Below are 24,737 nucleotides of genomic sequence, written 5' to 3'. Positions count from 1 at the left end.
TAGGGGGTGGGGGTCGGTCCCGCTTTTCAGGCGCTTGTCATCCGCTGTTTTGGATTTCTCACGCGTGTCGTGTCGGCTAGTTAGAAGGGATGCGGCGACTGCGGAACGACCTTCCCTACACCTTCCGACCACCGAAGGTGCGATGGTGGGTGCGGCCGTTCCTGCAGTGGGCGAACCGGCGGCTCCTGCTTGAGAAGAAGTACCGGATCGGTTCGATCGATGAACGGGGCTTCGGGAAGGTGAAGGAGTTGGTCGATGCCGGAGATGCGGTGCTGCTCGCTCCGAACCATGCGGACCATTCCGATCCGCATCTGATGATGGAGATCGGTTCGCGGCATCGCATGCCTTTGCATTTCATGGGCGCTCGCGAGATCTTCGAGGTCAGTTCGCGGGCATCGTGGGCTTTGCAGTCGATGGGGGTGTTTTCCGTCGATCGCGACGGCCCCGATCTATCGGCGATCAAGACGGCGATCGGACTCCTCGCGGACGGTGTGCCCCTGGTGGTCTATCCCGAGGGTGAGATCTACCATCACCACGAGCGGCTTGATCCCTTGCATGAAGGTGTCGCTTCCATCTTGCTCAAGGCGGCGGGTCGGTTGTCCGACGGTCGTAAGGCGTGGTTGGTACCGGTCGGCATGCGGTTTCATCATGACCCTGCTGTCGAGAGCACTTTCGTCGGGCGGCTGAACCGGCTCGAGGATCGGATCGGATGGACGCCACGGCCGTCGATGCCGACACGGGACCGCACCATCCGGCTCGGCACGGGCTTGCTGGGACTCAAGGAGATCGAGTTCCTCGGTGAAGCGATCCGCGGCGAGTTGCAGGACCGGCTTTGCGGTCTTTGCGAAAGACTTCTCGGTGAAGTGGAAGAGCGGCATGGTCGGGATCCCAAGGCCGGCACGCCTCCCGAGCGGGTACGTGCGCTTCGCTACCGCCTTCGCCGGCGGTTGTTGGATGAGAAAGAGCCAGCGCTCGGTGAAGCGCGGGCCGCTCTACTGGATGACCTTGATCGTGTATTCACCGCGCTGCAGGCTCACAGCTACGTCGGTGACTACCTGCTTGCCGAACCGACGGTCGACCGGCATGCCGAAACCATCATGAAACTGGAAGAGGACCTGTTCGGGTTTCCAACCTACCCGACCGAGCGCCGTGCCGCGGTCGCTGCGGATGATCCGATCTGCGTGTCGGATCTGATCGAGAGCGGCGAGTTGACGAAGAAAGAAGGCGCCGGTGTGCTCACGGGGGTTTTGGAGAAACGGCTCACTCGACTGCTCGCATCGCTATGATGGTTTCGATGATCGCATTGGCGACGATCGTGGTAGTCGCGCTTCTGATCGTCCAACTGGGGGCGAATGCCCTGGCATTGACCGGGATGTCGCAGGCGGCGGCGCGCTTTCAGGCGGCGTCGGCCTTCTTCGGCGTCGGATTCACCACGCAGGAGGCCGAGATGGTCGTGAATCATCCGGTACGCCGCCGGATCATCCTGCATCTCATCATCGCAGGGAACGTAGGGATCACGTCGGCGCTGGCGACACTCATCGTGACGCTGATGAACAACGACCCGGAAGGAATGGCGGGAGGTGTCCTGCTGTTGTGGATTTTGGGGGCGCTCGTAGGTGTCGGCCTGTTGCTCAATGTAGGTTTTGTCAAAAAGCCGATGGACAGTCTGATGCGGAGCTTGCTGAAGCGGCTCGGCGTGGTTCAGGCCCTCGACTATGATGTTCTGTTAAGGGTGAAGCAGGGATTCAGTGTCGCCGAAGTCGAACTGATTGAGGGGCATCCGTTCATCGGCAAGGCACTGGGGCAGTCGAGGCCGGGAGACCAGGGGATTGTGATTCTGGGGGTTTACCGGAAAGACGGCAGGTTCGTGGGCGCGCCGGGCCGCGACGAGGTCTTGGAAGAAGGGGACCTCATCATGGTCTACGGCTCGGATCACGATGTGGGACGCCTGAGGTCGGGGTATCGCGACGGCACCGTGTCGGCCTGACTTGGCCGATTTCCGTTCAAAGACTGCTTTCGCGTGGCGACAGCAGGCCATAGCTTCGGACGACATGCTGGAACCGAGCTATCCCTACTATCTTGCGAACCGGCCGGAGCGCCCGAACAAGGACCTGGAGGTCGCCGACAAGTTCACGGGCGAGGTCGCCACGAAGGTGGCATTGGCTGATCGGGAGGCGATCGATCAGGCGATTGCAGCCGCCGCCGATGCGGTGCCCGCGATGGGGGAGATGAGACCCTACGAGCGGCAGCAGGTCCTACAGCACTGCGTTGACCGGTTTCGGGAGCGACAGGAGGAACTGGCGATGGCCCTGTGCATCGAGGCAGGCAAACCGATTCGCGACAGCCGCGGAGAAGTCACCCGCCTGATCGATACCTTCAGATTTGCGGCGGAGGAGTCGGTCCGCCTCAACGGCGAGGTCCAGAATCTCGAAATCTCCGAACGGGCCAAAGGCTACCGCGGGATGTGGAAACGCGTGCCGATCGGAGCGTGCGCTTTCATTTCGCCATTCAACTTCCCTCTCAACCTGACGGCTCACAAGGTCGCGCCGGCGATCGCGGTCGGCTGTCCGTTCGTATTGAAACCGGCGAGCCTGACGCCGGTGGGTGCGTTGATGATCGGAGAGATTCTGGCTGAATCGGACTTGCCGCCCGGGGCGTTTTCGATTCTGCCCTGCAGCCGCGAAGCCGCCGACGCGCTGACCACCGATGAGCGTCTGAAGCTGCTCAGCTTCACGGGCTCTCCGGAAGTCGGCTGGAACCTCAAAAGCAGGGCGGGGAAGAAGAAGGTGGTTCTCGAACTCGGTGGCAACGCGGCTTGCGTCGTCGACTCGGATGCCGATCTCGACGATGCCGTTCAGCGGATAGTCTTCGGTGCGTTCTACCAAAGCGGCCAGAGCTGTGTTGGTGTCCAGCGGGTGATGGTGCACGAGTCGATCTACGACGAATTCCGCAATCGCCTCGTCGCGGCGACGCGGGAATTGGTGACCGGCGATCCCAAGGAGGAGGGGACCTTCGTCGGTCCCATGATTTCGGAAGCCGAAGCGGAGCGGATCGACGATTGGATCGGGTCGGCCAGGGAGGAAGGAGCCACGCTCCTCTGTGGAGGGACGCGCAAGGGTGCCTTAATGGACGCGACCCTGCTTGAGGATGTCCCCGCTTCCTCGGACCTCAACCGCAGGGAGGTCTTTGGCCCGGTCGCGGTCCTGTCGCGTTTCAGTGCTTTCGATCAGGTGCTGGATCAGGTCAATGACAGCGATTTCGGCCTTCAGGCCGGTATCTTCACCCGCGATCTCTACAAGGCTCTGCAGGCGTGGGATCGGCTGGAGGTCGGAGGGGTGGTGATCGGCGACGTCCCTAGCTGGCGGGTCGATCACATGCCCTACGGAGGGGTCAAGGACAGCGGTCTGGGAAGGGAAGGCGTCCGTTTCGCGATGGAGGAGATGACCGAAATCCGCAATTTGGTGATCCGGGAGGCCCAAGGCTGATCGGGGAGGGCGGCGACGGTTGGAGGCTCCGATCGTCAGGAATCGGGTTGAATGTCTGAGGAATGCCGCCAATTCAGGGGTGCTCAGGGTGATTCTGTCCTTGCAAAACGAAGGATTTCCGCTTTTCTCCGCCGTCCCGACCAAGGGCGGACCGGCCAAGGAGGCTGGACCGAACCAGAAAACACAATGAGCGAAAGCACCATCAATCCCGCGGACTTCAAGGTCCACGAAACCGATACCGGCAGCGCCGATTACCAAGTCGCGCTTCTGACCAAGCGGATCAAGCACCTGACCGAACACCTGGGCGAGCACAAGAAGGACAACTCTTCTCGTCGCGGCCTCCTCAAGCTCGTGGCACAGCGCCGGAAGCTTCTTGATTACCTGAAAGCCCATTCCGAAGAGCGCTACCAGAACTTGATCAAGGGACTCGGCCTCCGCCGCTAACACCTTTCCTTCGAAACGGCCACGGGAATCCCCCGTGGCCGTTTCGCTTGAATACGGGGCCTCCGAAGGTTCGGACCCTCGTGGACAGACCCGCCAACCCCTTTTCAATTCCAGGGGCTGTCCGAAGCATCCGAAGTCCCCGGCACTCCGTCGGGGCGACACGCAAGACAGCAAACCAAGACAAATGAACATCCATACGATTACGAGCCAGGTCGGCTCGAACCCCATCACCTTCGAAACAGGCAAGCTCGCCAAGTTGGCCGACGGCGCCGTCGTCGTGACCTGCGGTGAGACCGTGGTGCTCTGCACCGCCGTTTCGCAGACCAAGATCCGCGAGGGCCAGACCTGGTTCCCGCTCTCCGTCGAGTACAAGGAGAAGGCCTCGGCCGCGGGCCAGTTCCCCGGTGGCTACTTCAAGCGCGAAGGCCGACCGACCGAAAAGGAAATCCTTACCTGCCGGATGACGGACCGCCCGTTGCGTCCGCTTTTCCCGAAGGGTTACCTCTACGACACCCAGATCGTCGCGCTGCTCCTTTCGGCCGACCAGATCAACGACTCCGACGTCGTCGCTATGAACGGTGCATCCGCCGCCCTGGCGATCTCCGACATTCCGTTCGCCGGCCCGATCGGTGCGGTCCGTGTCGGACGCGTGAATGGCGAGTTCGTCATCAATCCGACCTTCGAACAACGTGAGGAGAGCGACCTCGACCTGATCTACGTCGGCAACAAGACCGACGTCATCATGATCGAAGGCGCCGCCAACGAGCTTCCCGAAGACGACTTCATCAAGGCGCTTCACTTCGCCCAGGAGAGCGTGACCAAGCTGGTCGAGGCCCAGGAGGAACTCGTCAAGCTGGCCGGCAAGCCGAAGCGCGAGTACACCGTGACCGTCGCCAAGGACGAACTCCTCGAAGTCGGCTACGCCGTCGCCGGCGACCGCATCGAGGACGCGATCTACGCGCCGTCGAAGGTCGAGCGCGGCAAAAAGGTCGGCGCCCTCCGCGACGAGGTTGAAGCTGCGATCAAGGAGAAGTACCCGGAGACGACCGACTTCGAGATCGAGCAGGTCTTCGAATACATTCAGAAGAAGGCCTTCCGCCTCTCGATCATGGAGAAGGGCATTCGTGCCGACGGCCGCCAGGTCGGTGATCTCCGTCCGCTTTTCGCGGAAGCCAACTCGCTGCCGCGCGTTCACGGATCGGCGATCTTCGCCCGCGGCGAAACCCAGGCGATGGGCATCTGCACTTTGGCGCCGGCCGACGAGAAGCAGTTCTTCGACAACTACGCCGGTGGTGAGGACAGCAAGCGCTTCATCCTCCACTACAACTTCCCTCCGTTCTCGGTGGGCGAGACCGGCCGCATGGGTGGCCTGAACCGTCGCGAGATCGGTCACGGTGCCCTTGCTGAGCGCTCGATCGCTCCGGTGATTCCCGACGAAGAGGACTTCCCCTACGCGATGCGCGTTTCTTCGGAAGTCATGGAGTCGAACGGCTCGACCTCGATGGCGACCGTCTGTGCCGGCACGATGTCGCTGCTCTGCGCCGGTGTGCCGCTCAAGGCTCCGGTCGGCGGCATTTCCGCCGGTCTGGTGACCGAGTGGAATGAGGACGGTACGATGAAGGCGCACAAGGTGCTCCTCGACATCATCGGTTCCGAGGACTTCTACGGCGACATGGACTTCAAGCTTTGCGGCACCGACGCCGGTGTCACGGGCTTCCAACTCGACCTCAAGCTGCCGGGCCTTCCGCTCAGCATCCTCGAAGAGGGTGTGCGTATCGCGAAGGACGGCCGCACCAAGGTCATCGCCAAGATGACCGAAGCGGTCAACGGCCCGCAGGAACTGAGCCCGCACGCTCCCCGCATCGTGTCGGTCAAGATCCCGGCCGACCGCATCGGCGAGCTCATCGGCCCTGGCGGCAAGAACATCAAGGGCATCCAGGCCGAGTCCGGCGCCGACATCAACATCGAGGATGACGGCACCGTGCACATCTACGCCGCCAAGGAGGAAGGTCTCCAGCGTGCGAAGGAACTCATCGACCGCATCTTCGCCGAGATCGAGGTGGGCAAGGTTTACACCGGCCCGGTCGTTTCGGTGACCAACTTCGGTGCCTTCATGGAAGTGCTCCCGGGCAAGGACGGTCTCGTCCACATCTCGGAACTTCAGGAAGGCCGCACCGAGAAGGTCGAGGATGTCGTCAAGAAGGGTGAGAACATCACCGCCAAGTGCATCGGCGTCGATGAGAAGGGCCGCGTGAAGATGAGCCGCCGCGCTTATCTCCGCGACCAGAAGGCCGAGCAGTCTGAAGAGCCGGCAGCCGCCGAGTGATTCGGACCGATTCGATTCCAGCCGTCACCTCGAAAGGGGTGGCGGCTTTTTCGTCGGCTTTGGCGGGATGGATCCGGGTCGGAGGGTGCTGAACATCCAATATCCAACAAGGAATGCTCAATTTCCAATGGGTTGCAGACGTCGCTCAGCGTGACGCGCCCCATTTCTCGTCGAGAGGAACATTCAACATTCGGCAAGGATCGCTCAATGACCAAGGGGGCGCGTGGTGATCCGATGACGCAGGCACCCGAAACGGCTTTTTCACCTGCGTCGCGTCAGGAGCCTACTGCCCGGACTCATCCAGTCGGGAGAACTCCGCGGTCGTGCTGAGGTAGTAGATCCCGCCGAGCGTGCCGAGGACGGCCACGAGCAGAAGAATGGCAATGAGCATGCCGAGGCAGGACTTCATGGGCGGAGTCTCACGGCTTCAGTCTGAAGTTTCAAGCAAAGCCGCGAAAGCGCCATCGGTGCCGTCGCGGTGCGGCAGCGCCTGACGGGTTTCGGCAAGCCGGCACTGCGGGTGGTCCCCGACGAATGCCGCGATCTGGGCTTCGTTTTCCTCGGCTTCGATGGAGCACGTGGAGTAGACGATCCGGCCGCCCGGTTTCAGGCATGGCAGGGCGTTCTCGAGGATTCTGCGCTGAATGGCGACGAGTTCTTCGATGTTGGAAGTCTGCAGTCGCCATCGCACATCGACCCGCCTACGCAGCACGCCGGTGTTCGAGCAGGGAACATCCAGAAGGATCGCGTCGAACGCTCCGTGCCAGCGCTCCGGCGCGGGACGTGTCCAGTCGTGGCATGCGACTTCTCTGGCCGTGATGTGAAGCCGTTCCAGGTTTTCGCGGAGTCGGGGAAGGCGTTTCTCGTTCGAGTCGCTGCAGGTCAGCCACTCCCCTGAGCCTTGGGCGGCCGCGATCAGGAACGCCTTTCCTCCCGGGGCGGCGCAGGCATCCAGAACGAGCTCTTCGGGTTGTGGTGCGAGCAGTTCGACGCAGTGGCGGGTTGCGGGGTCGGTGATGTAGATGGCACCCGAAGCGATAAGGTCGTTCGGGATGGGGCCATCGATCTCGAAGTAGCCGTTGGGGAGATCGGTGCCGGATTCACAACCGGAGCTTCTCTCGCAGAGAGGATTGATCCGCGCGATTGTCGGTGCCGGACGGTTGTTGAAGGCCATCAGTTCGGATGCGGCTTCCGTGCCGAACTGCCTTTTCCACCGGTTGTAGAGCCAGTCGGGATGCGAATGGGCGACCGCCGGAGGAAGAGCGGAGGTATCGAGCAGCTTCGAGCGTGATCCTGCGGCGCGACGCATCACGGCATTGATCAGTCCGCGAACCGGGGCCTTGCCGAGTTCGACGGTTTCGAAGACGGCGGCGTGATCCGGGAGTTGTAGGATCAGCAGTTGGCAGAGTCCGACCCGGAGGATGTCGCGGGTTTCATGGTCGAGCTTGCCTTTCCGGAGTTCACCGATCCAGTGGTCAAGCAACCGCCGGTTCCGAAGGACGCCGATGACGATCGCATTGAGGAGCGCCCGATCGGGGGCGGACAGATTGTTCCTTGAGGCGTGACGCTCGATCAGGCTGTCGGCGTAGGCGTGGCCTTTCGCCCAAGCCCTGAGGATGGATACGGCGGCGCGGCGGGGTGACTTCATGGCATGGTGCCGGACGCCTACGGAGCCGGCCGGAAAGTCCGAAGTTGAAGTCTCGTCGCGCTGCGGGCAAGACCGGGGTCAGTGCCTTCAGACGATCGCGGCGCGACCGATCGATTCGTACTCGAGGCCGGCGGACTTGGCATCCTCGGGGTCGAGCAGATTGCGGCCGTCGAAGACCAGCGGTGTCCGCATGCGTTTGGCAATCTCCGTAAGGTCGGCGTTCGCGAACTGCGGCCACTCTGTGGCGATCACCAGGGCGTCCGCTCCGTCCAGCGTGCCATACATGTCTTCGGAGAAAGTGATCTCACCGGTGAGTTCGCCAAAACGCTTGGCGGTTCCGATCGCCTCCGGATCGGTCGCGGCGAGTGATGCGCCCTCCTCTAGCATTCGCTTGGCCAGCTTGATCGCGACCGACTCGCGGACGTCGTCGGTGTTCTGTTTGAAAGCGAGTCCCCAGAGCGCGATCTTCTTGTCACGGAAGACCCAGAGCTTTTCGCGGATCTTGTTGAGGAAGCGATCCATCTGTTCCGCATTGATCCGCTCGACTTCCTTGAGCAGCCCGAACGGTTGTCCGAGTGCCTCGGAAATGGCGATGAAGGCCTTGATGTCCTTCGGGAAGCAGGAACCGCCGTAGCCGAGCCCGGCATTCAGGAAGGCGCGGCCGATGCGCTTGTCCATGCCGATACCCTCGGCAACTTTCTCGACGTCGGCATTGGACGCCTCGCAAACATTGGCGACTGCGTTGATGTAGGAAATCTTCAGGGCGAGGAAGGAGTTTGCCGCGTGCTTGATGAGTTCGGCCGAGTTGATGTCGGTCACGAGCACCGGGGCGACGAACGGCTCGTAGAGTTTCTGCATCAGCGACAGGGCTTTGTCGTCGTTCGAGCCGATGACAATACGGTCAGGATGGAGCAGGTCGTCGACCGCGCAACCTTCACGCAGGAACTCCGGATTCGAGACAACTCCGAACTCGACCCCATCCGGAGCATAGCGCCGGACCGTCTGGGCCACCTTTTCGCCGGTCTTCACGGGGACGGTCGACTTGTCGACAATCACGCGGTAGCCGATCTCGGGGGTGAGGCACTCGGCGATTTCCCGAGCGACCCTTTCGATGAAACTCAGGTCGACCGATCCATCCGGCTGGGGAGGGGTCGGGACCGCGATGAAGATCACGTCACCGAATTTCACGCCTTCCTCCGTGGAGGTGGTGAACTTCAGTCGTCCGGCATCGACATTCGATTTAACAAGATCCGCAAGACCTGGCTCGTAGATCGGAATCTCGCCCTTCAGGAGCATGTCGATCTTCTCCGGGTTGATATCGACACAGGTGACGTGGTGGCCGACTTCGGCAAAGCAGGTTCCGCTGGTAAGCCCGACGTAGCCGGTGCCGATCATCGTAATGTTCATACGGGTCTGATGGGTGAAAGGGGTGTTGGCGCGGGGGTCCTAGCAAGCCCGGATAGTGCGAACAAGTCTGGCTTCGGAGGTATTTAGTGACCGTTCCGCCACGCGAGCAAGGCGAGAGCCAATCCCGCTACCACGACCGCGCCGAGCACCAGCAAGGCCAAGCCGAACATGCCGCTGAAGGCCAGCGCCATCGCCATCAGGATCATGCCGAGGGCGGCGGCGGTGAAGATCCGGCTGGCGCCCACGGCATCAGATCATGCCGAGCTTCATCTTTCCCTCCTCGGAAATCATGTCCTGGTTCCACGCGGGGTCCCAGACGAGCTCGACCCTTGCGTCGTCGACACCTTCGATGGTCATGATCTTCGCTTGGGCGTCCGCCGCGATCACCGGGCCCATGCCGCATCCGGGGGCGGTCAGGGTCATTTTCACTTCGACGACTTTCCTGCCGTCCTGATCGTCAACACGGCAGTCGTAGACCAGCCCGAGATTGACGATGTCGACCGGGATTTCCGGATCGTAGACTCCCTTGAGCTGCGCCCAGACCTGGTCCTCGACCGGGGCATCCTTGAGCGCGTCCGCCGCAGCTTGCTTTTCCTGTTCCTCCTCAAGGTCGACGCCGAGGGCGTCGGCGTCCTGCGACGAGATCCGGGCGAGCCCGGCCGAGGTCGCGACGGTGAAGGTGCCGCCGAGGCGCTGGGTGATGAAAACGGGGGTGCCTGCGGGCAGGTTGACCGAGTCACCGCTGGGAATCTGGATCGCGTCGATGTCGCGGGTGAGCGTGATCTCCTCTTGCATGGGGAGGAGTGTAGGTCGGAGGCACCCGGGTGCAAGCGGCTTGCGACGGCCCGGATTTCAAGCATGCTTGTGGGGATGAGTCGGAGATCGAGAAAGCGCCGCGGGAAGCCCGCAAGCAAGGGGTCGTGGTGGTTGCGCGCGGTAATTGTGCTGCTGGTGCTGGCCGTGGTGGCGATGGGCGGCGGTTACCTTTGGCTTCGGTCGTGGCTCCACAGCGAGGACTTTCGGACGATGCTTTCCGCCGAAGTCGGAAAGGCACTCGGTGCCGAGGCTGAATTCGGGACCTTTCGTTGGGAAGGGACGACCGTGGATACGAAGTCGTTCGATGCGTCAGGCGGAGCGGTGGTCGGGGAGGTCGATGCCCGCGGCCTTTCGATGAATATCGGACTCGACCGTGTGGGCGAACGGGTGCTCGAACTCCAGACCGCACGAATCAATGAGATCAAAGTCCGGCTGGATCTCCGGGATAAACCTGATGCCGGCCGACAGGAACCGGTGCCTCCGCCGGTGACGCCTTCCGCCCCGAAGGAACCGAAGTGGTATGACCGGTGGGTTCCGAACGAGTTTGAACTCACGGGATTGGACGTCGGGCGCTCGTCGGTCGAACTGATACTCGGGGACGGCCCGATCGAGTTCTCGGGAACCGCGTGGAGTGTCGAGCCCGGGCGTTCGTCCGGCAGCTACGAGGCGATCGGTTCCGGCGGCGAGATCCGATTCCCGTGGGAGTTCGTTCCGGAGTTGAGACTGAACGAAGCCCGGCTTCGCTACCAGGACTCGACGGTCTTTCTGACCGAGTCCGACTTCCGGGTCTACGAGCGAGGCTACGCGACCTTGGTCGGTGAAGCCTCGGTCGGCGGGAGCGGTGGGTATGCATTCACCGGAACGCTCACCGATGTCATGGCCGACGAGGTCGTGACCGAGGACTGGAGGCAACGGATCGAAGGCAAAGTGGAGTCGGACTTCTCGGTGGTGGGAAAAGAGAACGGCCCTTCGGTCAGCGGCCGGGTTCGGCTCCTCGATGGAGTTCTCACAGGATTGCCGGTGCTTGATTCACTGGGGGCCTACGGGGGCAATCCGCGATTCCGCCGGCTGGCATTGAGCGAGGCCTCAGCGGATTTTCATTGGGAGGACGGTTCCCTGCTGCTCACCGATATCAAGATCGGCAGCGAAGGGCTGATGAGGGTCGAGGGTCTGCTCCGGGTCGAAAAGGATGACCGGATCGACGGGCGCTTCCGCGTCGGTCTGACGCCCGGCACCTTGGCGAGAATTCCGGGAGCGGAGACCAAAGTGTTCCTACCCGGCGAGCGGGGGTTGTTGTGGGCTCCGCTTCACGTCACCGGCACGCTCGACGATCCTGAGGAAGATCTGACCGACCGCCTGATCGCCGCGGCTGGATTGCGGATGTTCGAGGTGCTGCCGGAAACCGGGGAGCGGGTGCTGAAATACACCGAGAGGGTGATGAGCGAGGATGTCGCCGACCGAATCGCGGGAACCGGTGGCGTGATCGAGCAGGGAACCGACCTGATCGATCGCGGCAGGGGACTCCTCGACGGAGAAGGGGATGTTCTCGATGAGGCCGAGGACGTCATCCGGCGAGGCACCGATGTCGTCGGGGAAGTAGGCGGCCTGCTGGATGTGATCCGTGGGAAGGACAAGGAAAAGCCCGCGCCACGCACTCCGCCGGAGTCGCCGCGCGAGCCGGAGTAAGGCGGGCTTATTTGATCGTCAGTCTGCGGCCCTTGCCGGTCTCCCAAGCCTTTTTGACGCTGCCGTAGAGCGCATCGAGGTCGCGTAGGTCGAGGATCCGGTATTCGATGGTCCCAGCGTGGGTGGTATCGGGGTACTTCTTCTGCGCCATGTTGTGGACTTCGGTCCCCGCGCGCTGGCCGACACGCTCGATCAGATCCCGGCCGCGATCGACCACCGCACCGAGTCCGTCGCTGCCCATGGCATCGGTGACCGGCTGGATGTGGTAGAAACGGGCGAGAGCGCGACCGGTGGTGTCGATGGTCACCTCGTTGACGATCAGTGAGCCATCGAGAACATACTGGTGCATGCTGATATTGCAGATCCGATCGAGCGCCACCATGTAGTGGCCGCCCGAGAGACTCGCCTGCCAGAAGCGGCGTCGGTCTTCCTCGTCCTTGATGTTCTCGTTCTCTTCTTCCTCTTCGTCAGTGTTGTTGTTGTTCGGCTGACTCGGCGGGTTGCTGTTGAAGGCGCTGTTCTGTGCGAGAGCGACGGTTCCGGTGGTCAGGAACAGGGCGAGGAGGAGATTGAGGATTCTCATGATGGGGCAATGGACACCACGAACCGGCAGAATGCCAGTCCGCGCTGAGGATGTTTTGGAAAACTTAAGTATTGAGGTAAACCCCGGATGGGCGGATAAGTTTCGGGCGTGGTCCGCTTCCGACCCAACGTCGCCGCCCTGATGACCCGCGATGAGGGGCAACTCCTCATTTGCGAGCGGTGGACCGTGCCCGGTGCCTGGCAGTTTCCCCAAGGTGGTGTCGATCCGGGCGAAACCTCACTCGAGGCGCTGCACCGCGAGGTGAAGGAAGAGATCGGTCTGTCGCCGTCGCACTACGAGGTCATCCGCTCCAGAGAGGGCTACCGCTACCTCTATCCCGAGGAAGTGCGTTCAAAGAAGGTCCGCAAGCACGGTTGTCAGGGGCAAGAGCAGGTCTACTACCTCTGCCGCCTCTTGGACGGTGCGCCGGAGGTCGATGTCAACCAGCGTCCGCGCGAGTTCGCGCGTCATCGCTGGATTCCGCCGGAGGAGTTCGATCTCGATTGGCTGCCGGAGTTCAAACGGGACGTCTACCGGCAGGTCATGAAGGACTTTTTCAGGATCAAACTCTGAGACCGAGACGCCGGCGTTCGTCGGTAGCGGCCTCGTGCCACGTTCCCGCTTCGAGATCTCCCAGTTCCAGCCGGTCGATGGCGGTACGGATCAAACGAAGCGTCGGGAATCCGACTGCGGCGGTCATCCGTCGAACCTGCCGGTTTTTTCCTTCGGTCAATGTGAGTGAGATCCAGGTGGTCGGGATCGAGGCCCGGTAGCGAATCGGTGGATCGCGCGGGGGAAACTCCGGTTGAGGGTCGGGACGGATGGCCTTGGCTGGGAGGACGCGATGGCCGCGGATCACGAGCGTTCCCTCCGCGAGGGTCTGGAGAGCTTTCTCGTCCGGTTCACCCTCGACTTGAGCTAGGTAGGTCTTCGGCGCCTTCGAGGCTGGGTTCATCAGGCGGTCCACCAAAGGTTTCTCATCGCTCAGCAGAAGCAGACCTTCCGAATCCATGTCGAGGCGGCCGATTGGCCAGACCGACTTTGGAAAGCCAAAGTCCGCCAAGGTCCGTTGCCCGGGTTGATCGGGCGTGAATTGGCAAAGTACGCCGTAGGGCTTGTGAAAAACGAGCAGCACGCGCCGAGCGGAAACCGAAGCGTTCGCACAGGCAATCCCGGGCTCAATCGATTTGCCTGATGTTTGTTGAAAAACCTTCGATTCGGTGGATTCCCGAATCTCGTGCTACACGACCGGGATGAAAGTGATCCGGACGAAAAAGGGGAAGTCGCGGCGGAAGCCGATGCTGATCGCGGTCGTCGCCGGCATCGGATTGGTCTCCTGCGGAGGAGACACGATGCACAACGGGCGTCTGCCATTCTCGCTGCTCGAGGGCCCGCCACGGGCCGAGGCGAAGCGGAAGGTTTCGCTACGAGGCGCGCCCGAGGGAATGGAGCGGGTGGCCGAACATCCGGGCGGCGCCGTCACGGCCGAGCGGAAGGGAAGGATTCGATACGGGGACGTTGTCGCCTTCTACATGACCCACGACGAATCGCTGTCGGCGCTATCGAAGGGAACGATCCAGAAAGTTCCCTATGAGCTGTTCCGATACGGCCACGTGGCGTTGGTGGTGCCCGATCCGGCCGGGACCGGGGAGCCGAAGCTGCTGCAGGTCGCAATGAAACAGGCGGTGAATGCCGACGAGGGACTCGGGTATCTCGATGGCAAACGCTGGCATGCTTATCGCCCGCCATCGGGGAGCGTGAATGTGAATCGTCTGGGCGAGTTCACCCGTACGGTGGTGGAGCGGGCTGACGACCCGAAGGAGGCTTATGATTACGGGGGTGTGCTCGGTTGGAAGAACCGGCCTTGGCAGCCGGAGTCGGTGGCGGATGTCGGGGAGAGCTACAGTTGTGCCACGCTCGTGGTCGCGGGTCTTCACTACGCCGGATATGAACTTGATGCCGTCCATCGTGGTGGACGACTGGACGTGGTGACGCCTCGCCAGGTGATCGAAAGCCGCGGCTGGGCGAGGGCGGATTCGTCCGAAACGCTCGGAAAGGCGTTGGGGTGGCGCTAACGCTTCTTGTCGCCGAGGCCCTTCATCAGGCTGTCGAGGTCACCGAGGTCGGGCATGCCGCCGCCCATTCCGGGGAAGCCTCCACCGCCGCCGAGAGCTCCGAGGCCGCCCATCATCTTCTTCATCTTCTTCGGCGAGCGCATCATCTTGCGCATCTCGCCGAACTGCTTGAGCAGCCGGTTGACCTCGACAAGTGTCGAGCCCGAGCCGTTGGCGATCCGTTGGCGGCGCGATCCCTTGATGATCTCCGGTCGGCGGCGCTCGTCGGGAGTCATGGAAAGTACGATGGCTTCCGTACGCTTGAGCCTTTTCGGATCGAAAGCGGCGTCGGGGAGCTGCTTCTTCATCTTGCTGAAGCCGGGCATCAGCGAAAGAAGACCCTTCATGTCGCCGAGCTTGCCGATCATCTTCATCTGGTCGAGGAAGTCGTAGAAGTCGAACTTGCCGGAGGCGAGGCGCTCCATCGACTTCATCGCGTCCTTCTCGTCGATCCGCGTCGCGACCTGCTCGACCATTCCGACGACGTCGCCCATGCCGAGGATCCGGTCGGCCATGCGGTCCGGATGGAACTCGAACAGCTGGTCGAGCTTCTCGCCCTCGCCGGCATACTTGATCGGCTTGCCCGTGACCGCACGCATCGAGAGCGCCGCGCCACCGCGGGCGTCACCGTCAAGTTTGGTGAGGATGATGCCGTCGATGCCGACCGCTTCGTCGAAGTGGCGGGCGACCGAAACGGCGCCCTGGCCGGTGGCCGCATCAGCGACCAACAGGGTCTCCTGAGGCTTCAGGAAGGCATGGAGTTGCTTGAGCTCCTCCACCAAGCGTTCGTCGATTTCCTGGCGGCCTGCGGTATCGAAGATCACGACGTCGCCGTCCTGGGAGTCGGCCCATGCAAGCGCTTCCTTGGCGACCTTGACGACATCGGACTCGGAGGCGTCGGGCGTGTAGACGGGTACACCGACCTGTCCGGCGACGGTCGCCAGTTGGTCGATTGCCGCGGGTCGGTAGAGGTCGCAGGCGATCAGCAGCGGCTTGCGTCCCTCGCGCTTCAGGCGGTTGGCGAGTTTGCCGGCGGTGGTCGTCTTGCCGGCGCCGTTGAGCCCGCAGAGAAGGATCCGGCCGGGCGAGTCGAGGTTCAGCGGGACCTGGTCGCCACCGAGCAGTTCGGCGAGTTCGTCGTGGAAGATTTTGACGATCTGCTCGCCCGGCTTGATCGACTTGAGGACGTCGGCCCCCATGGCCTTTTCCTTCACGTGGGCGATGAAGGTCTTCGCCACGGTGAACTCGACATCCGCCTCCAGCAACGCCAGCCGGATCTCGCGGAGGGCGTCGGTGATGTTCTTTTCGGAAATCTTCCCGACACCGCGCAGGTTGCGGAAGGTCTTGTCGAGGGAATCGGAGAGGGATGAGAACATGGTGGAAAGTGATCGGTGGGCGGGGCAATGAACCGCCAAGACGCCAAGGACGCCAAGGCTGGAATTGCGGCATAGGAAGTTTCAGTCCCTCGGGACGTAGGCGACCTCGCGGTCGATGCGGAAAGTCCAGCGGAGGGGCTCGGGTGCGGGCTCGCCGTCCGAGTCCTTCCAGGTCACCTCGACCTTGCACAGGGGCAGGCGAAGGTGGCGGTTGGTTTTCCAGCTGACCGTCTTGGAATCGGCGTCCCAGCTCGCGGGAACCGTGCCGAAACCGCCGATCTTCATCACAAGCGACTCGGGATCGAGGTCCTCTGCTTCGGACAGGTCGGCAGAAATCACCGGCAGACGGTCGCCGATCAGGGCGCCGGGGCGGGGTTCGACCGGGTAGGGAGTGCTCGCGGCGACGGCCGCGATCGCTCCGGCGGTGTCTCCGGCGGAAGGCGTCACGAATCTCACGGCTTGGTCGAAGATCGGGTCGTGGGTCCCGAGCACGACGTAGCGGGGCAGGGTGAGATTGTCCGTATCCCGCTTCACCTTGCCGGGGATGACGGTGAACAGGTGACCGTAGCCGAACTCTTCGGCGAGGGTGAACATTTCGGCGGTGTGGTAACCGCCGGGGTAGGCGTAGGTGGTCACGGCATCTCCGAACTTCGACTCGAGGAAGCGCTTCGACTCGCCCATCTCGTCGCGCAGGAACTTGTCGTAGGCGTCGGGCCCCTCGCGGCGGTGCGTCTTGACCGCTCCCGGATACGGATGGCTGACCGAGTGGCTGCCGACGGTGCCGCCGTGCTTCTTCATCTCCTTGATCATCTCCGTGGTCAGCGCTTTGCCACCGCCGTCGACGTAGTTCTTGTAGAGGAAAAGGGTGAACGGGTAGCCGAACTCCTTCAGCACGGGAAAGGCGTCGGTGTATGTCGATTTCCAGCCGTCATCGATGGTGATCACCACCGATTGCTTGGGGATCTCCTTCTCGCCCCGCTTCCATGCCTGGAAATCCGCCATCGGGATGACCGGCAGGTTCAGCTCGCGCAGGGTTTCCATCTGTTTGCGGAACTTGTCCGTGCGGATGCGCATTTCGGTCTCCGGCTCCGACTCGGAGAAGTCGTGGTAACCGAGCACCGCAACCCGGACGCCGTCGTCGACCGCCGGGGCGGGAGCCGCCATCAAGGATCCGACAAGAAGCAAGCAACAGGGGATGAACCGCATGAGTTCAGTGTGCCCTGAAAATCCCCAAACTCAAGCGGGCACACCTCAGAAGGTGCCGTTGAGCTTGCGGCCGGTCCAGAAGATCGAGAGCAGCAGGACCACCACCGCGATGGTCACCCACTGGGTCCACAGCGGCAGTCGGTTCTCGATCGGACGGGGCTCCGGCAGCGCCTCGATCTCGCGGATCAGGTCGGCCAACTGCGCGGGCTCGATCATCCGGCCGCGGGCGATGCGCGCCATTTCCTCAAGGACTTCGGGGCGGGCGGGTTGGCCGACTTTCTCGAGTTCGACCCCTTGGGCCAGCAGCGTGGTTTCCACGGCCTCGCCCTCATCGCCGCCGATCTTGGCCGCAAGCTTCCATTCGCCCGGCTGAGTGATCCGCAGACGGCCGCTGAAGGAGCCCCAGGCGCTTTCGTTTTTCTCAAGGGAGACCCGCTGGCTCGAGCCGTCGGGCAGGGTCGCATCAACCACCACGCGTCCTTCTTCGAGCGGAGCTCCGTTCGGATCGAAGGCGTTGGCGTTGAGCGTGACGGTATCGCCCGGGTTCGGACGCTCCGGAGAGTAATAGAGGCGGATGCGTTGGCCGGCGGCCATGTTCCGCTGGTAGGACATCCAGCGGGCGACCTGGCCCCAGAAGCGGTAGTGGTATTTGTCCTCCACGCCGCGCCGCCAGCGCCAGGCGGAATCGATGCCCATGTAGAGCACCTTGCCGTTGCCGGCGGTGCCCGTGACGATGATCGGGGTGGGGCCGAAATTCGTCCTGCGGTTGGCGTGAACGGCGAGGACCTCCGCGCCGCCCTTGGCCTTGAGGACAGCCGAGTGCCAGTAGAAGCCCGGGAGCGAACGCCAGACGTCGGGATTTCCTTCCTCGGTGTCGGCCAGAAGCGTCAGGAGCGAGCCGCGGCCTTCGCCAGTGAGCTCCAGCGGAGACGCGATGGTGTCAATGATGCCGCCCGTCTGGTCCGCATCGAGCACGACCGGCATCAGTTCACCGAGCTTCGTCTCGATCAGCGAGCGTTGGTTGCCTTTCGGCCCGGGCAGGAAGACCACTCCGCTTGCCTGGTTCTCGACGAGGCCGGCGATCATGTCGCATTGCTCCTCGGTGAGTTGGCCGGGGTTGTTGCCGACGTCGCCGATCATCACCACGTCGTAGCGGGCGAGTTCCTCGGGTTCCGACGGGAACTCCTGAATGTAGTCGGGGCCGTCGCCCATCCCGAGGGTCGGGTGGAAGAGCATGCAGGAAAGATCGACACCCGGGTCGCGGGAGAGCGCGTTGCGAAGGTAGCGGTATTCCCAGCGCGGCTCCGACTCGATCACCAGCACCTTGATCGACTCCGGTCTGCCCGAGAGGGTAAAGCGGCGGGAGTTGTTGGTCTCGATGCGCTCGCCATCGGCCAGCGGGACGGTCAGCTCCAGCGTGTTGGATCCTTCGTTCTCGATCTTCCAGAGGATCGACTCGTACGTCGATTCGCCGGGGGGAAGTACGACTTCCTTCGTACGTTCGCGACCGTCCTTGTCGCGGAGTCGGACGACAGTCCTCACCTCGCGCTCAAGAGAGGATCGGATGGTGAACGGGATTTGGACGTTCTCACCGACAATGCCATAGGTTGGCGCCGTGACGGACAGCAGGTCGAGATCGGGCAGGCGGGTGCCGCTTCCGGTGGGGATCGTGAACAGCGGAACGCCCCGTTGAAGCAGCTTCTGAGCGGCCACGACCGGTGGCTGGCCGAGGTTGAAGTCACCGTCGGAGAACAGCACCACGGCCCGCAGGTTGTCCTGCTCCTCAAGCAGCTTGAGAATGGGTTCGCTGAGATCGGTGCCGGCGAGCTGTCCCTTGTCCTCCGGGGGTAGGGCGATATCGCGCTCGATGAGTTCGTTGGAGCCGTCGCCGGCAAGCGAGGCGCGGAGCTCGTCGGTAACCACCGCTTCGACCCAGTCAGTCCGGGTGACGATGGGGCGGGATATATCGATGTCCGCAGGGACTTCGGCGTCGAGGGTGGTCATCGAGCCCGAGGCGTCGGTCAGGATCGCGACCGACGGTTTGCTCTCGGGATGAAGCACGGTCCGCCACTCCGGCTTCCACAGCAGCAGCACCGCGACCAGTGCGATGAGGAAGCGCAGCGCCTCAAGAAATCCGGTGCGGCCCTTGTGCGGGCTGCGGCCCCAGGCCAGCACGCACAGGGCGCCGATGGCCACCAGCGTGATGATGCCGATCCCGAGTGTCAGCGGGGTGGGCGAGAAGTGCAGGTGCTGGAACAGGGTGAAACTCACTGGATGGGAGTGGTCAGCGGAGCGATGAGGGCTGGGCGCCTGCGGTCGGCTTCTCGACCGTCGTCACGGGTTTCGGCAGGCATAGCAGCGCCTCGGAAAGCAGGAAGAAGAGCATTGCGACGAGGAAGGCCCGCCAGACGTCGCGCGAGATGTTCTCCTGTCCGGATGTGCTGGTGTCCTCGAACAGGGAATAGGTGGTGCCCTCGAGGAGGGTTTCGAAGGCCTTTGCCTCGATCTGGCCCTCGAGATCCTCAACGGCGGGGCGGTTCACCGCGCGAATGCGGTCGCCGAAGCGGTAGACCCCCGCCACGAACTCGGGTTCGGCGCTGGCTTCATCGGTGTACTCGTCGAGACGCTCGCGGACCTCGTTGGGGCCGGGCTGGGCCTCGGGAGATCCAAGTTCAACGACGTAGCCGCTGTCGAAGCGTCCGGCACCGGCGAGGACCGCTCGCTGGGCCACCGGAAGGAGGACATCGGCGTCGGCGAGGTTGGACCACGAGTAGTCCGGTTGGGATCCGACGAACCATGCGGTCCCGCGGCCAACGACGCGCCGGACCAAGAATGGCTCGGTGTCGTCCCAGCGGGCGAGAATGGTGCTCTCGCCGGTAGGGACGCGGCGCTTTACGGCACGCAGTCGGTCAGCCGGGATCGGGGTACCGTCGATGCCGTCGCGGAGCAGGCCGTCATTGCGGTTCCAACTGTCGAGAATGAAGAACTGCTCGGCGGGTGGGCGGCTGATCGGTGACCACGCCACTCCGAGAAACTCGGCTGCGGAATCGCCTTCGGGAGCGAGGAACACGACGTGGCCGCCATCGTTGATGAAGCGATCGAGTTCTTCGGCCACCGGGCCTTCGGGCAGCGGAGCGGTCCAGAAGACGGTGGCGATCCCCTCGGTGAGGAAGCTGGCGAGTGCCGCTGGATCGATCCGCTCGGCCGTCTGCCCGCCAAAGCCGCCCGGAGCGGAGGCGAGAAGCAGGTAGTCGGCGGACTCGCCGGTCGACGCCACGACCGCGGAACGCACGGGAAGCGCCGGTCCGTAGGCAAAGTAGCCGACATTGTCGCGTGGATTGCCGTCGCCCGGAATCGAGACCCAGCCGCTTCCGCTGCGCTCGGTATCGGGCACCGGCATGGAGCGGAAGAAACGCAGCTGCTGGCCGGGGATGCGCACGGTTTCGGTCGACCGGGTGCCGTTCAGGGTGGTGGTGACCGGCAGATTGAGCGGAGTGAGCGCGTCGCCCGAGCGGGTGATCTCGAGTTCCAGTTCGAGGCGTTCGCCGGCGCGACGCGACGAGACGACCCGGATCGACTGGTTGCCGGCGCTCTTTCCGGAAAGCGACAGGATGCGGATCCGGGGTGGCTGGGGCAGGTTGGTGAGAGCGGCGCGCACGTTGCTCCAGCGATCGTCTCCCGGAGCCCAGTTGGAACCCTGCAGGTCCGAGGCGATCCACAACTCGTTCCGGCCCGGCGTTTCGGCGAGGAACTCGGTGGCACCGGCCAACAGGTCGGGAAAGTCGGCGGCGGTGTCGGTGGTGGCGGTGGCCGAGAGTTCCGGAAGGACCTCCGGGGACAGGATGTCCTGAGGTTTTCCCGATGCGCTGTCGATCAGCACCAGGCGCGTGCCGCCGAGGTCGGCGATCGCGTCCCCGATCCGCTGGATCGCCAAGGCGCGCCGCGGCACACCGCCGGACTCCGGGTTCGACTCCATGCTGGCCGAACGGTCGAGGATCAGGACCACGACGTCCGGCTTGCCGGCGCCAAGACCGAGAAAGCTGCTGATCACCGGCAGGGCGGCGGCGGCGACCAGCGCCGCGATGCCGAGAGCGCGGCAGGTGAGGATGAGGATGTGCCGCAGTCGCTTCTTGCCGCGCGACTCGCGGGTCGCCTTGAGCAGGAACTGCATTGCCGCCCATTTCACCGTCTTGTGGCGGCGGCGGTTGAGCAGGTGGATGATGATCGGAGCCGAGGCCGCGAACATGCCCCAGAGCATCCATGGCTGTAAGAAAGTCATCGTGCTCCGGTGGTGTTCATTTCCCCTTCGGCAACCGTGCCGTGAGGAATTCCCTCAACAACGGTTCGAGGGGGGTGTCGGTGGGGACCAGTTGGTAGTCCGCGTTGGCGTCGTGGCACTTGTCCTTCACGGCGGCCATGAAGTCCTTCAGGGCCGAGTGGTATTCCTCGGCGACGAGCGCGGGTTCTACGACGAGTGCCGTACCATCCTCCATGTCGACGAAGCGGTGCGGACGCTCGAAGTCGAACGAGAGTTCCTGCGGATCCATCAGATGGAAAACCGAGATGTCGTGCTTGCGGTAGCGGAGGTGCTGGAGTGCGTCGGCGAGGCCTTCTGGGTCCGTGAACAGGTCCGAAAGGATGACGACGAAGGCACGCTGGCCGATCTTCTCCGCGATCGTATGGAGCGCGGGGACCAGGCCGGTCTCGCCCTCGGGTTCGAGGTTCTTGAGGGTCTCGAAGATCCGTTGTAGGTGCGCCGCCCGCCTGCTGGGCGGGACTTCCAAATGGAGCTTCTCCGTGCAGAGCGAAAGGCCGGCGGCGTCGCCTTGGTTGACCAGCAGATAGGCGAGCGAAGCGGCGATGCGGCGGGCGTATTCGACCTTCGACTCACCGTGGCCGGAAAAGGCCATCGAGCCGGATGCGTCGACGACGAAGTAGGCACGGAGGTTGGTATCGGCCTCGAACTCCTTGATGTAAAACCGGTCGGAACGCGCGAAGGCCTTCCAGTCGAGCCGGCGTGTATCATCGCCCGGGACGTATTTCCGATACTCCGCGAACTCGACCGACGAGCCACGGTTCGGCGAGCGGTGCTTGCCCGCCACGTTGCCGATCATCGGCATGCGACTCTCGACCGGCAGCGCGCCGAGGCGGGTCAGCAGGTCGTGGTCGAGGAACTCGTAGCTCATGGGTCGTCAGTCGTCGGAAACGCCGGTGGACGGGCGGCATCGCCCGCTCCGGAGCGACTCAACTTTCCGCCATCTCCTTGATCAGGCGCTCGACGACCTTCTTCGAACTCATGCCTTGGGATTCGGCGGCGAAGTTGGTGATGACCCGGTGGCCGAGGACGGATGCGGCGACGGCCTCGATGTCCTCGAGGCTGGCCATGTAGTTGCCGTGGAGCGCCGCGCGGGCCTTGGCTCCGAGGATCAGGTATTGGACGGCACGGGGGCCTGCGCCCCATGCGACGTAGTCGCGGATCCAGTCGGGGGCTTCGGTCAGTGCGGGGCGTGTCTTGCGCACGATCGCCACGGCGTAGTCGTAGAGGTGTTCCGGGACCGGAACGCGACGCACGAGCGACTGGTAGGCCATGACTTTCTGGCCATCGAGAAGATGGTTGAGCTCCGGACGGGCGCTGCCGGTCGTGGCGCGGGCGATCTGCTTTTCCTCCTCGGCGTCCGGATAGTCGACCTCGATCAGGAACATGAAGCGGTCGAGCTGCGCTTCGGGAAGGGGATAGGTGCCTTCCTGTTCGACCGGGTTCTGGGTCGCGAGGACGAAGAACGGAGGTTGCAGGTCGTAGGTGTGACCGAGAACGGTCACCTTGAGCTCCTGCATCGCCTCAAGCATCGCCGACTGGGTTTTGGCGGGAGCGCGGTTGATCTCGTCCGCCAGAACGATGTTGGCGAAGACCGGGCCTTTCACGAATTCGAACTCGCGTCGGCCGCCGACGCCGCTTTCCTGAATGATGTCGGTGCCGGTGATGTCGGCGGGCATCAGGTCGGGCGTGAACTGGATGCGGTTGAAGCTGAGATCGAAAGTCTGGGCGACGGATGAAACCAAGAGGGTCTTCGCCAGTCCCGGCACACCCATCAGCAGCGCGTGACCGCGGGCGAAGAGACAGATCGCGAGTTTCTCGATCACGTCTTCCTGGCCGATGATCGCCTTGGAGAGCTCCGCCTTGAAAGCCGCGTAGGTCTTGCCGAGATCATCGATCGCCGCGACGTCGTCGGGAGGGAGCTGGAATTCGGAGGAGGCGGGTGCCGGTTCGGGAGCCGGTGCAGGCGCCGGATCGGAAGTAGGGGTGGGCACGGGTTCGGGCGCGGGCGAATCGGTCAGGGTGTCGTCCATGGATATGGGGAATTCGGCTTCAAAGCGACGCTAGGGTCGGGCTTCGTTTTGTCGAGTCATGAGAATCTTCGCCGGACTTGCCACCCGGACGGGGTGCGGTGAAGGTGCGGCATGTTGATTCGTTTGCTGGTTGCGATGGCGTTGGTTTCGGTGGCTACGGCCGAGGAAAGCAAGTGGGTGTCCTTGTTCGATGGCAAGACCCTTGAGGGCTGGACCTCCTCCAATGGCGGCAAGCCCGGCAAGGGGTGGGAAGTGGTCGACGGTAGCATCCACCGTGCCGCCAAGTCCGGCGACCTGATCTCCGCCGAGGAGTTCGACGATTTCGAGTTGGAGTTCGAGTGGCGCGTGTCACCCGGAGTGAACAGCGGACTGAAATACCGGGTCCGCAAGACGCCCGCCGGGTGGATCGGTCCGGAATACCAGATCCTCGACGATGCGAAGCACTCCAACGGCAAGAACCCGAAGACCTCGGCCAGCGCGATGTATGTGATGTTTCCGGCGAGTGAGTCGAAAGCACTCGCGCCGGTGGGGGAGTGGAACCGGTCCAAGATCGTGGTCTCGGGCAAGAAACTGGAGCACTGGCTCAACGGGAAACTCGTTGTGGCGGCCGAGGTCGGATCGGAAGCTTGGGCGGCGGCGAAGAAGTCGAGCAAGTTCGCGAAAATCGAGGGATATGGGGAACCGGGACCGGGCAAGATCCTGCTTCAGGATCATGGCGGGGAAGTTTGGTTTCGATCGCTTCGCATTCGAGCACTCTGAAACACTCCTCGGGATGGCGGGGAAATCGGTCGGAAAATTTCGATTTCCCGCTTGTCAGCCCCCAATCCTCTGCTAAACAGCCCGCCCGCTCCGCACCGGTGCGCGACCTGTCGTCGCCATCCGCCGCGTGGCGGCATCCGCTCACCAACGAGTCCCATGGCACGAATTTTCGGCATCGAAATCCCCAACGAAAAGCGCATCGAGGCGTCGCTCCGTTACATCTACGGTATCGGAACAACCACCGCGTCGCGCATTCTTGAACACGCAGGCATCGACCCCAACCTCCGGACCGGACAGCTGTCCGAGGACCAGTTGGTAAAGATCGGCACCGTGATCCAGAGCGAGGGGATCATCATCGAGGGCGACCTCCGCCGTGAGAAGCAGGCCCAGCTCAAGCGCCTGACCTCGATCAACTGCGTGCGCGGCATCCGCCACAAGCGAGGCCTTCCGGTCCGTGGCCAGCGCACCCGCACCAACGCCCGCACCCGGAAGGGCAAGCGGAAGACCGTGGGCGTGAAGAAGTAAGGGCGACACTGAGA

The 24,737-nt window shown here is 63.2% G+C and carries 23 protein-coding genes; 10 read left to right on the top strand and 13 right to left on the bottom strand.

Annotated features, from left to right (window positions below; genetic code table 11):
- Window positions 1–89: 89 nt before the first annotated feature.
- The 5 genes from HAHE_RS01370 (at window position 90) to HAHE_RS01350 (ending at window position 6,255) form a co-directional block, all read left to right on the top strand.
- Entirely contained in the window at window positions 90–1,286 is a 1,197-nt protein-coding gene (locus HAHE_RS01370; protein WP_338687898.1) for a 1-acyl-sn-glycerol-3-phosphate acyltransferase, read from the top strand.
- Window positions 1,286–1,987 (top strand): TrkA C-terminal domain-containing protein, encoded by a 702-nt coding sequence (locus HAHE_RS01365; protein ID WP_338687896.1) that lies wholly within the window; start codon window positions 1,286–1,288, stop codon window positions 1,985–1,987. The genes HAHE_RS01370 and HAHE_RS01365 overlap by 1 nt, the downstream gene beginning before the upstream one ends.
- 64 nt (window positions 1,988–2,051) lie before the next feature.
- The gene (locus HAHE_RS01360) at window positions 2,052–3,485 is read left to right on the top strand and encodes an aldehyde dehydrogenase family protein (RefSeq protein ID WP_338687894.1); all 1,434 of its coding nucleotides are present in this window, start codon (window positions 2,052–2,054) and stop codon (window positions 3,483–3,485) included.
- Window positions 3,486–3,671: 186 nt separating this feature from the next.
- A complete protein-coding gene (gene rpsO, locus HAHE_RS01355) occupies window positions 3,672–3,929 on the top strand; it encodes a 30S ribosomal protein S15 (RefSeq protein WP_338687892.1) in 258 nt (85 codons plus the stop codon).
- 184 nt (window positions 3,930–4,113) lie between these two features.
- Window positions 4,114–6,255, top strand: a complete 2,142-nt coding sequence (locus tag HAHE_RS01350; protein WP_338687890.1) for a polyribonucleotide nucleotidyltransferase — start codon at window positions 4,114–4,116, stop codon at window positions 6,253–6,255.
- A 283-nt stretch (window positions 6,256–6,538) separates the two neighbouring features.
- On the opposite strand, the gene HAHE_RS01345 is transcribed toward HAHE_RS01350, so the two are convergent.
- From HAHE_RS01345 to sufT, 5 genes are all read right to left on the bottom strand, one after another.
- Window positions 6,539–6,664 carry a hypothetical protein gene (locus HAHE_RS01345; protein ID WP_338687888.1) on the bottom strand — a complete coding sequence of 42 codons (126 nt, stop codon included), beginning with the start codon at window positions 6,662–6,664 and terminating at the stop codon, window positions 6,539–6,541.
- A gap of 18 nt (window positions 6,665–6,682) precedes the next feature.
- Entirely contained in the window at window positions 6,683–7,903 is a 1,221-nt protein-coding gene (locus HAHE_RS01340) for an RsmB/NOP family class I SAM-dependent RNA methyltransferase (RefSeq protein WP_338687886.1), read from the bottom strand.
- An 87-nt stretch (window positions 7,904–7,990) separates the two neighbouring features.
- Window positions 7,991–9,310: a UDP-glucose/GDP-mannose dehydrogenase family protein gene (locus HAHE_RS01335; protein WP_338687885.1), complete on the bottom strand. Its 1,320-nt coding sequence runs from the start codon at window positions 9,308–9,310 to the stop codon at window positions 7,991–7,993.
- An 83-nt stretch (window positions 9,311–9,393) separates the two neighbouring features.
- A complete protein-coding gene (locus tag HAHE_RS01330; RefSeq protein WP_338687883.1) occupies window positions 9,394–9,555 on the bottom strand; it encodes a hypothetical protein in 162 nt (53 codons plus the stop codon).
- A 4-nt stretch (window positions 9,556–9,559) separates the two neighbouring features.
- Window positions 9,560–10,105 (bottom strand): putative Fe-S cluster assembly protein SufT, encoded by a 546-nt coding sequence (sufT, locus tag HAHE_RS01325; protein ID WP_338687880.1) that lies wholly within the window; start codon window positions 10,103–10,105, stop codon window positions 9,560–9,562.
- A 75-nt stretch (window positions 10,106–10,180) separates the two neighbouring features.
- On the opposite strand from sufT, the gene HAHE_RS01320 reads away from it, so the two are divergent.
- Entirely contained in the window at window positions 10,181–11,812 is a 1,632-nt protein-coding gene (locus HAHE_RS01320) for a hypothetical protein (protein WP_338687877.1), read from the top strand.
- A gap of 7 nt (window positions 11,813–11,819) precedes the next feature.
- Here HAHE_RS01320 and HAHE_RS01315 read toward each other — a convergent pair whose 3' ends face one another.
- Window positions 11,820–12,395, bottom strand: a complete 576-nt coding sequence (locus HAHE_RS01315; protein ID WP_338687875.1) for a hypothetical protein — start codon at window positions 12,393–12,395, stop codon at window positions 11,820–11,822.
- A 108-nt stretch (window positions 12,396–12,503) separates the two neighbouring features.
- Here HAHE_RS01315 and HAHE_RS01310 point away from each other — a divergent pair, with 108 nt between their 5' ends.
- On the top strand, window positions 12,504–12,968 hold the full coding sequence (locus HAHE_RS01310) for an NUDIX domain-containing protein (RefSeq protein ID WP_338687874.1): 465 nt from the start codon (window positions 12,504–12,506) through the stop codon (window positions 12,966–12,968).
- Here HAHE_RS01310 and HAHE_RS01305 read toward each other — a convergent pair.
- The gene (locus tag HAHE_RS01305) at window positions 12,958–13,530 is read right to left on the bottom strand and encodes a pseudouridine synthase (RefSeq protein ID WP_338687873.1); all 573 of its coding nucleotides are present in this window, start codon (window positions 13,528–13,530) and stop codon (window positions 12,958–12,960) included. The two genes, HAHE_RS01310 and HAHE_RS01305, sit on opposite strands and share 11 nt — an antisense overlap.
- A 118-nt stretch (window positions 13,531–13,648) precedes the next feature.
- On the opposite strand from HAHE_RS01305, the gene HAHE_RS01300 reads away from it, so the two are divergent.
- Entirely contained in the window at window positions 13,649–14,470 is an 822-nt protein-coding gene (locus HAHE_RS01300; protein ID WP_338687872.1) for a hypothetical protein, read from the top strand.
- On the opposite strand, the gene ffh is transcribed toward HAHE_RS01300, so the two are convergent.
- From ffh to HAHE_RS01270, 6 genes are all read right to left on the bottom strand, one after another.
- Window positions 14,467–15,885 (bottom strand): signal recognition particle protein, encoded by a 1,419-nt coding sequence (ffh, locus tag HAHE_RS01295; protein WP_338687871.1) that lies wholly within the window; start codon window positions 15,883–15,885, stop codon window positions 14,467–14,469. The genes HAHE_RS01300 and ffh overlap by 4 nt on opposite strands.
- A gap of 81 nt (window positions 15,886–15,966) precedes the next feature.
- Complete coding sequence (locus HAHE_RS01290; RefSeq protein WP_338687870.1) at window positions 15,967–17,049, bottom strand: polysaccharide deacetylase family protein; 1,083 nt, start codon at window positions 17,047–17,049, stop codon at window positions 15,967–15,969.
- An 87-nt stretch (window positions 17,050–17,136) separates the two neighbouring features.
- Window positions 17,137–19,362 carry a hypothetical protein gene (locus HAHE_RS01285; protein WP_338687868.1) on the bottom strand — a complete coding sequence of 742 codons (2,226 nt, stop codon included), beginning with the start codon at window positions 19,360–19,362 and terminating at the stop codon, window positions 17,137–17,139.
- A 13-nt stretch (window positions 19,363–19,375) separates the two neighbouring features.
- On the bottom strand, window positions 19,376–21,370 hold the full coding sequence (locus HAHE_RS01280; protein ID WP_338687865.1) for a BatA domain-containing protein: 1,995 nt from the start codon (window positions 21,368–21,370) through the stop codon (window positions 19,376–19,378).
- A 16-nt stretch (window positions 21,371–21,386) separates the two neighbouring features.
- Window positions 21,387–22,277 carry a DUF58 domain-containing protein gene (locus HAHE_RS01275; protein WP_338687863.1) on the bottom strand — a complete coding sequence of 297 codons (891 nt, stop codon included), beginning with the start codon at window positions 22,275–22,277 and terminating at the stop codon, window positions 21,387–21,389.
- A 58-nt stretch (window positions 22,278–22,335) separates the two neighbouring features.
- On the bottom strand, window positions 22,336–23,439 hold the full coding sequence (locus HAHE_RS01270) for an AAA family ATPase (protein ID WP_338687861.1): 1,104 nt from the start codon (window positions 23,437–23,439) through the stop codon (window positions 22,336–22,338).
- 111 nt (window positions 23,440–23,550) lie between these two features.
- On the opposite strand from HAHE_RS01270, the gene HAHE_RS01265 reads away from it, so the two are divergent.
- Together HAHE_RS01265 and rpsM are read left to right on the top strand one after the other, a co-directional pair.
- Window positions 23,551–24,198 carry a DUF1080 domain-containing protein gene (locus tag HAHE_RS01265; RefSeq protein WP_338687860.1) on the top strand — a complete coding sequence of 216 codons (648 nt, stop codon included), beginning with the start codon at window positions 23,551–23,553 and terminating at the stop codon, window positions 24,196–24,198.
- Between the two features lie 156 nt (window positions 24,199–24,354).
- Window positions 24,355–24,723 (top strand): 30S ribosomal protein S13, encoded by a 369-nt coding sequence (gene rpsM, locus HAHE_RS01260; RefSeq protein WP_338687859.1) that lies wholly within the window; start codon window positions 24,355–24,357, stop codon window positions 24,721–24,723.
- Window positions 24,724–24,737 lie beyond the last annotated feature (14 nt).

The organism is Haloferula helveola, from assembly GCF_037076345.1.
Taxonomy (GTDB): domain Bacteria; phylum Verrucomicrobiota; class Verrucomicrobiia; order Verrucomicrobiales; family Akkermansiaceae; genus Haloferula; species Haloferula helveola.
The sequence above is the reverse complement of the archived record's forward strand: the minus strand, read 5'-3'. Positions and strand labels throughout refer to the sequence as shown.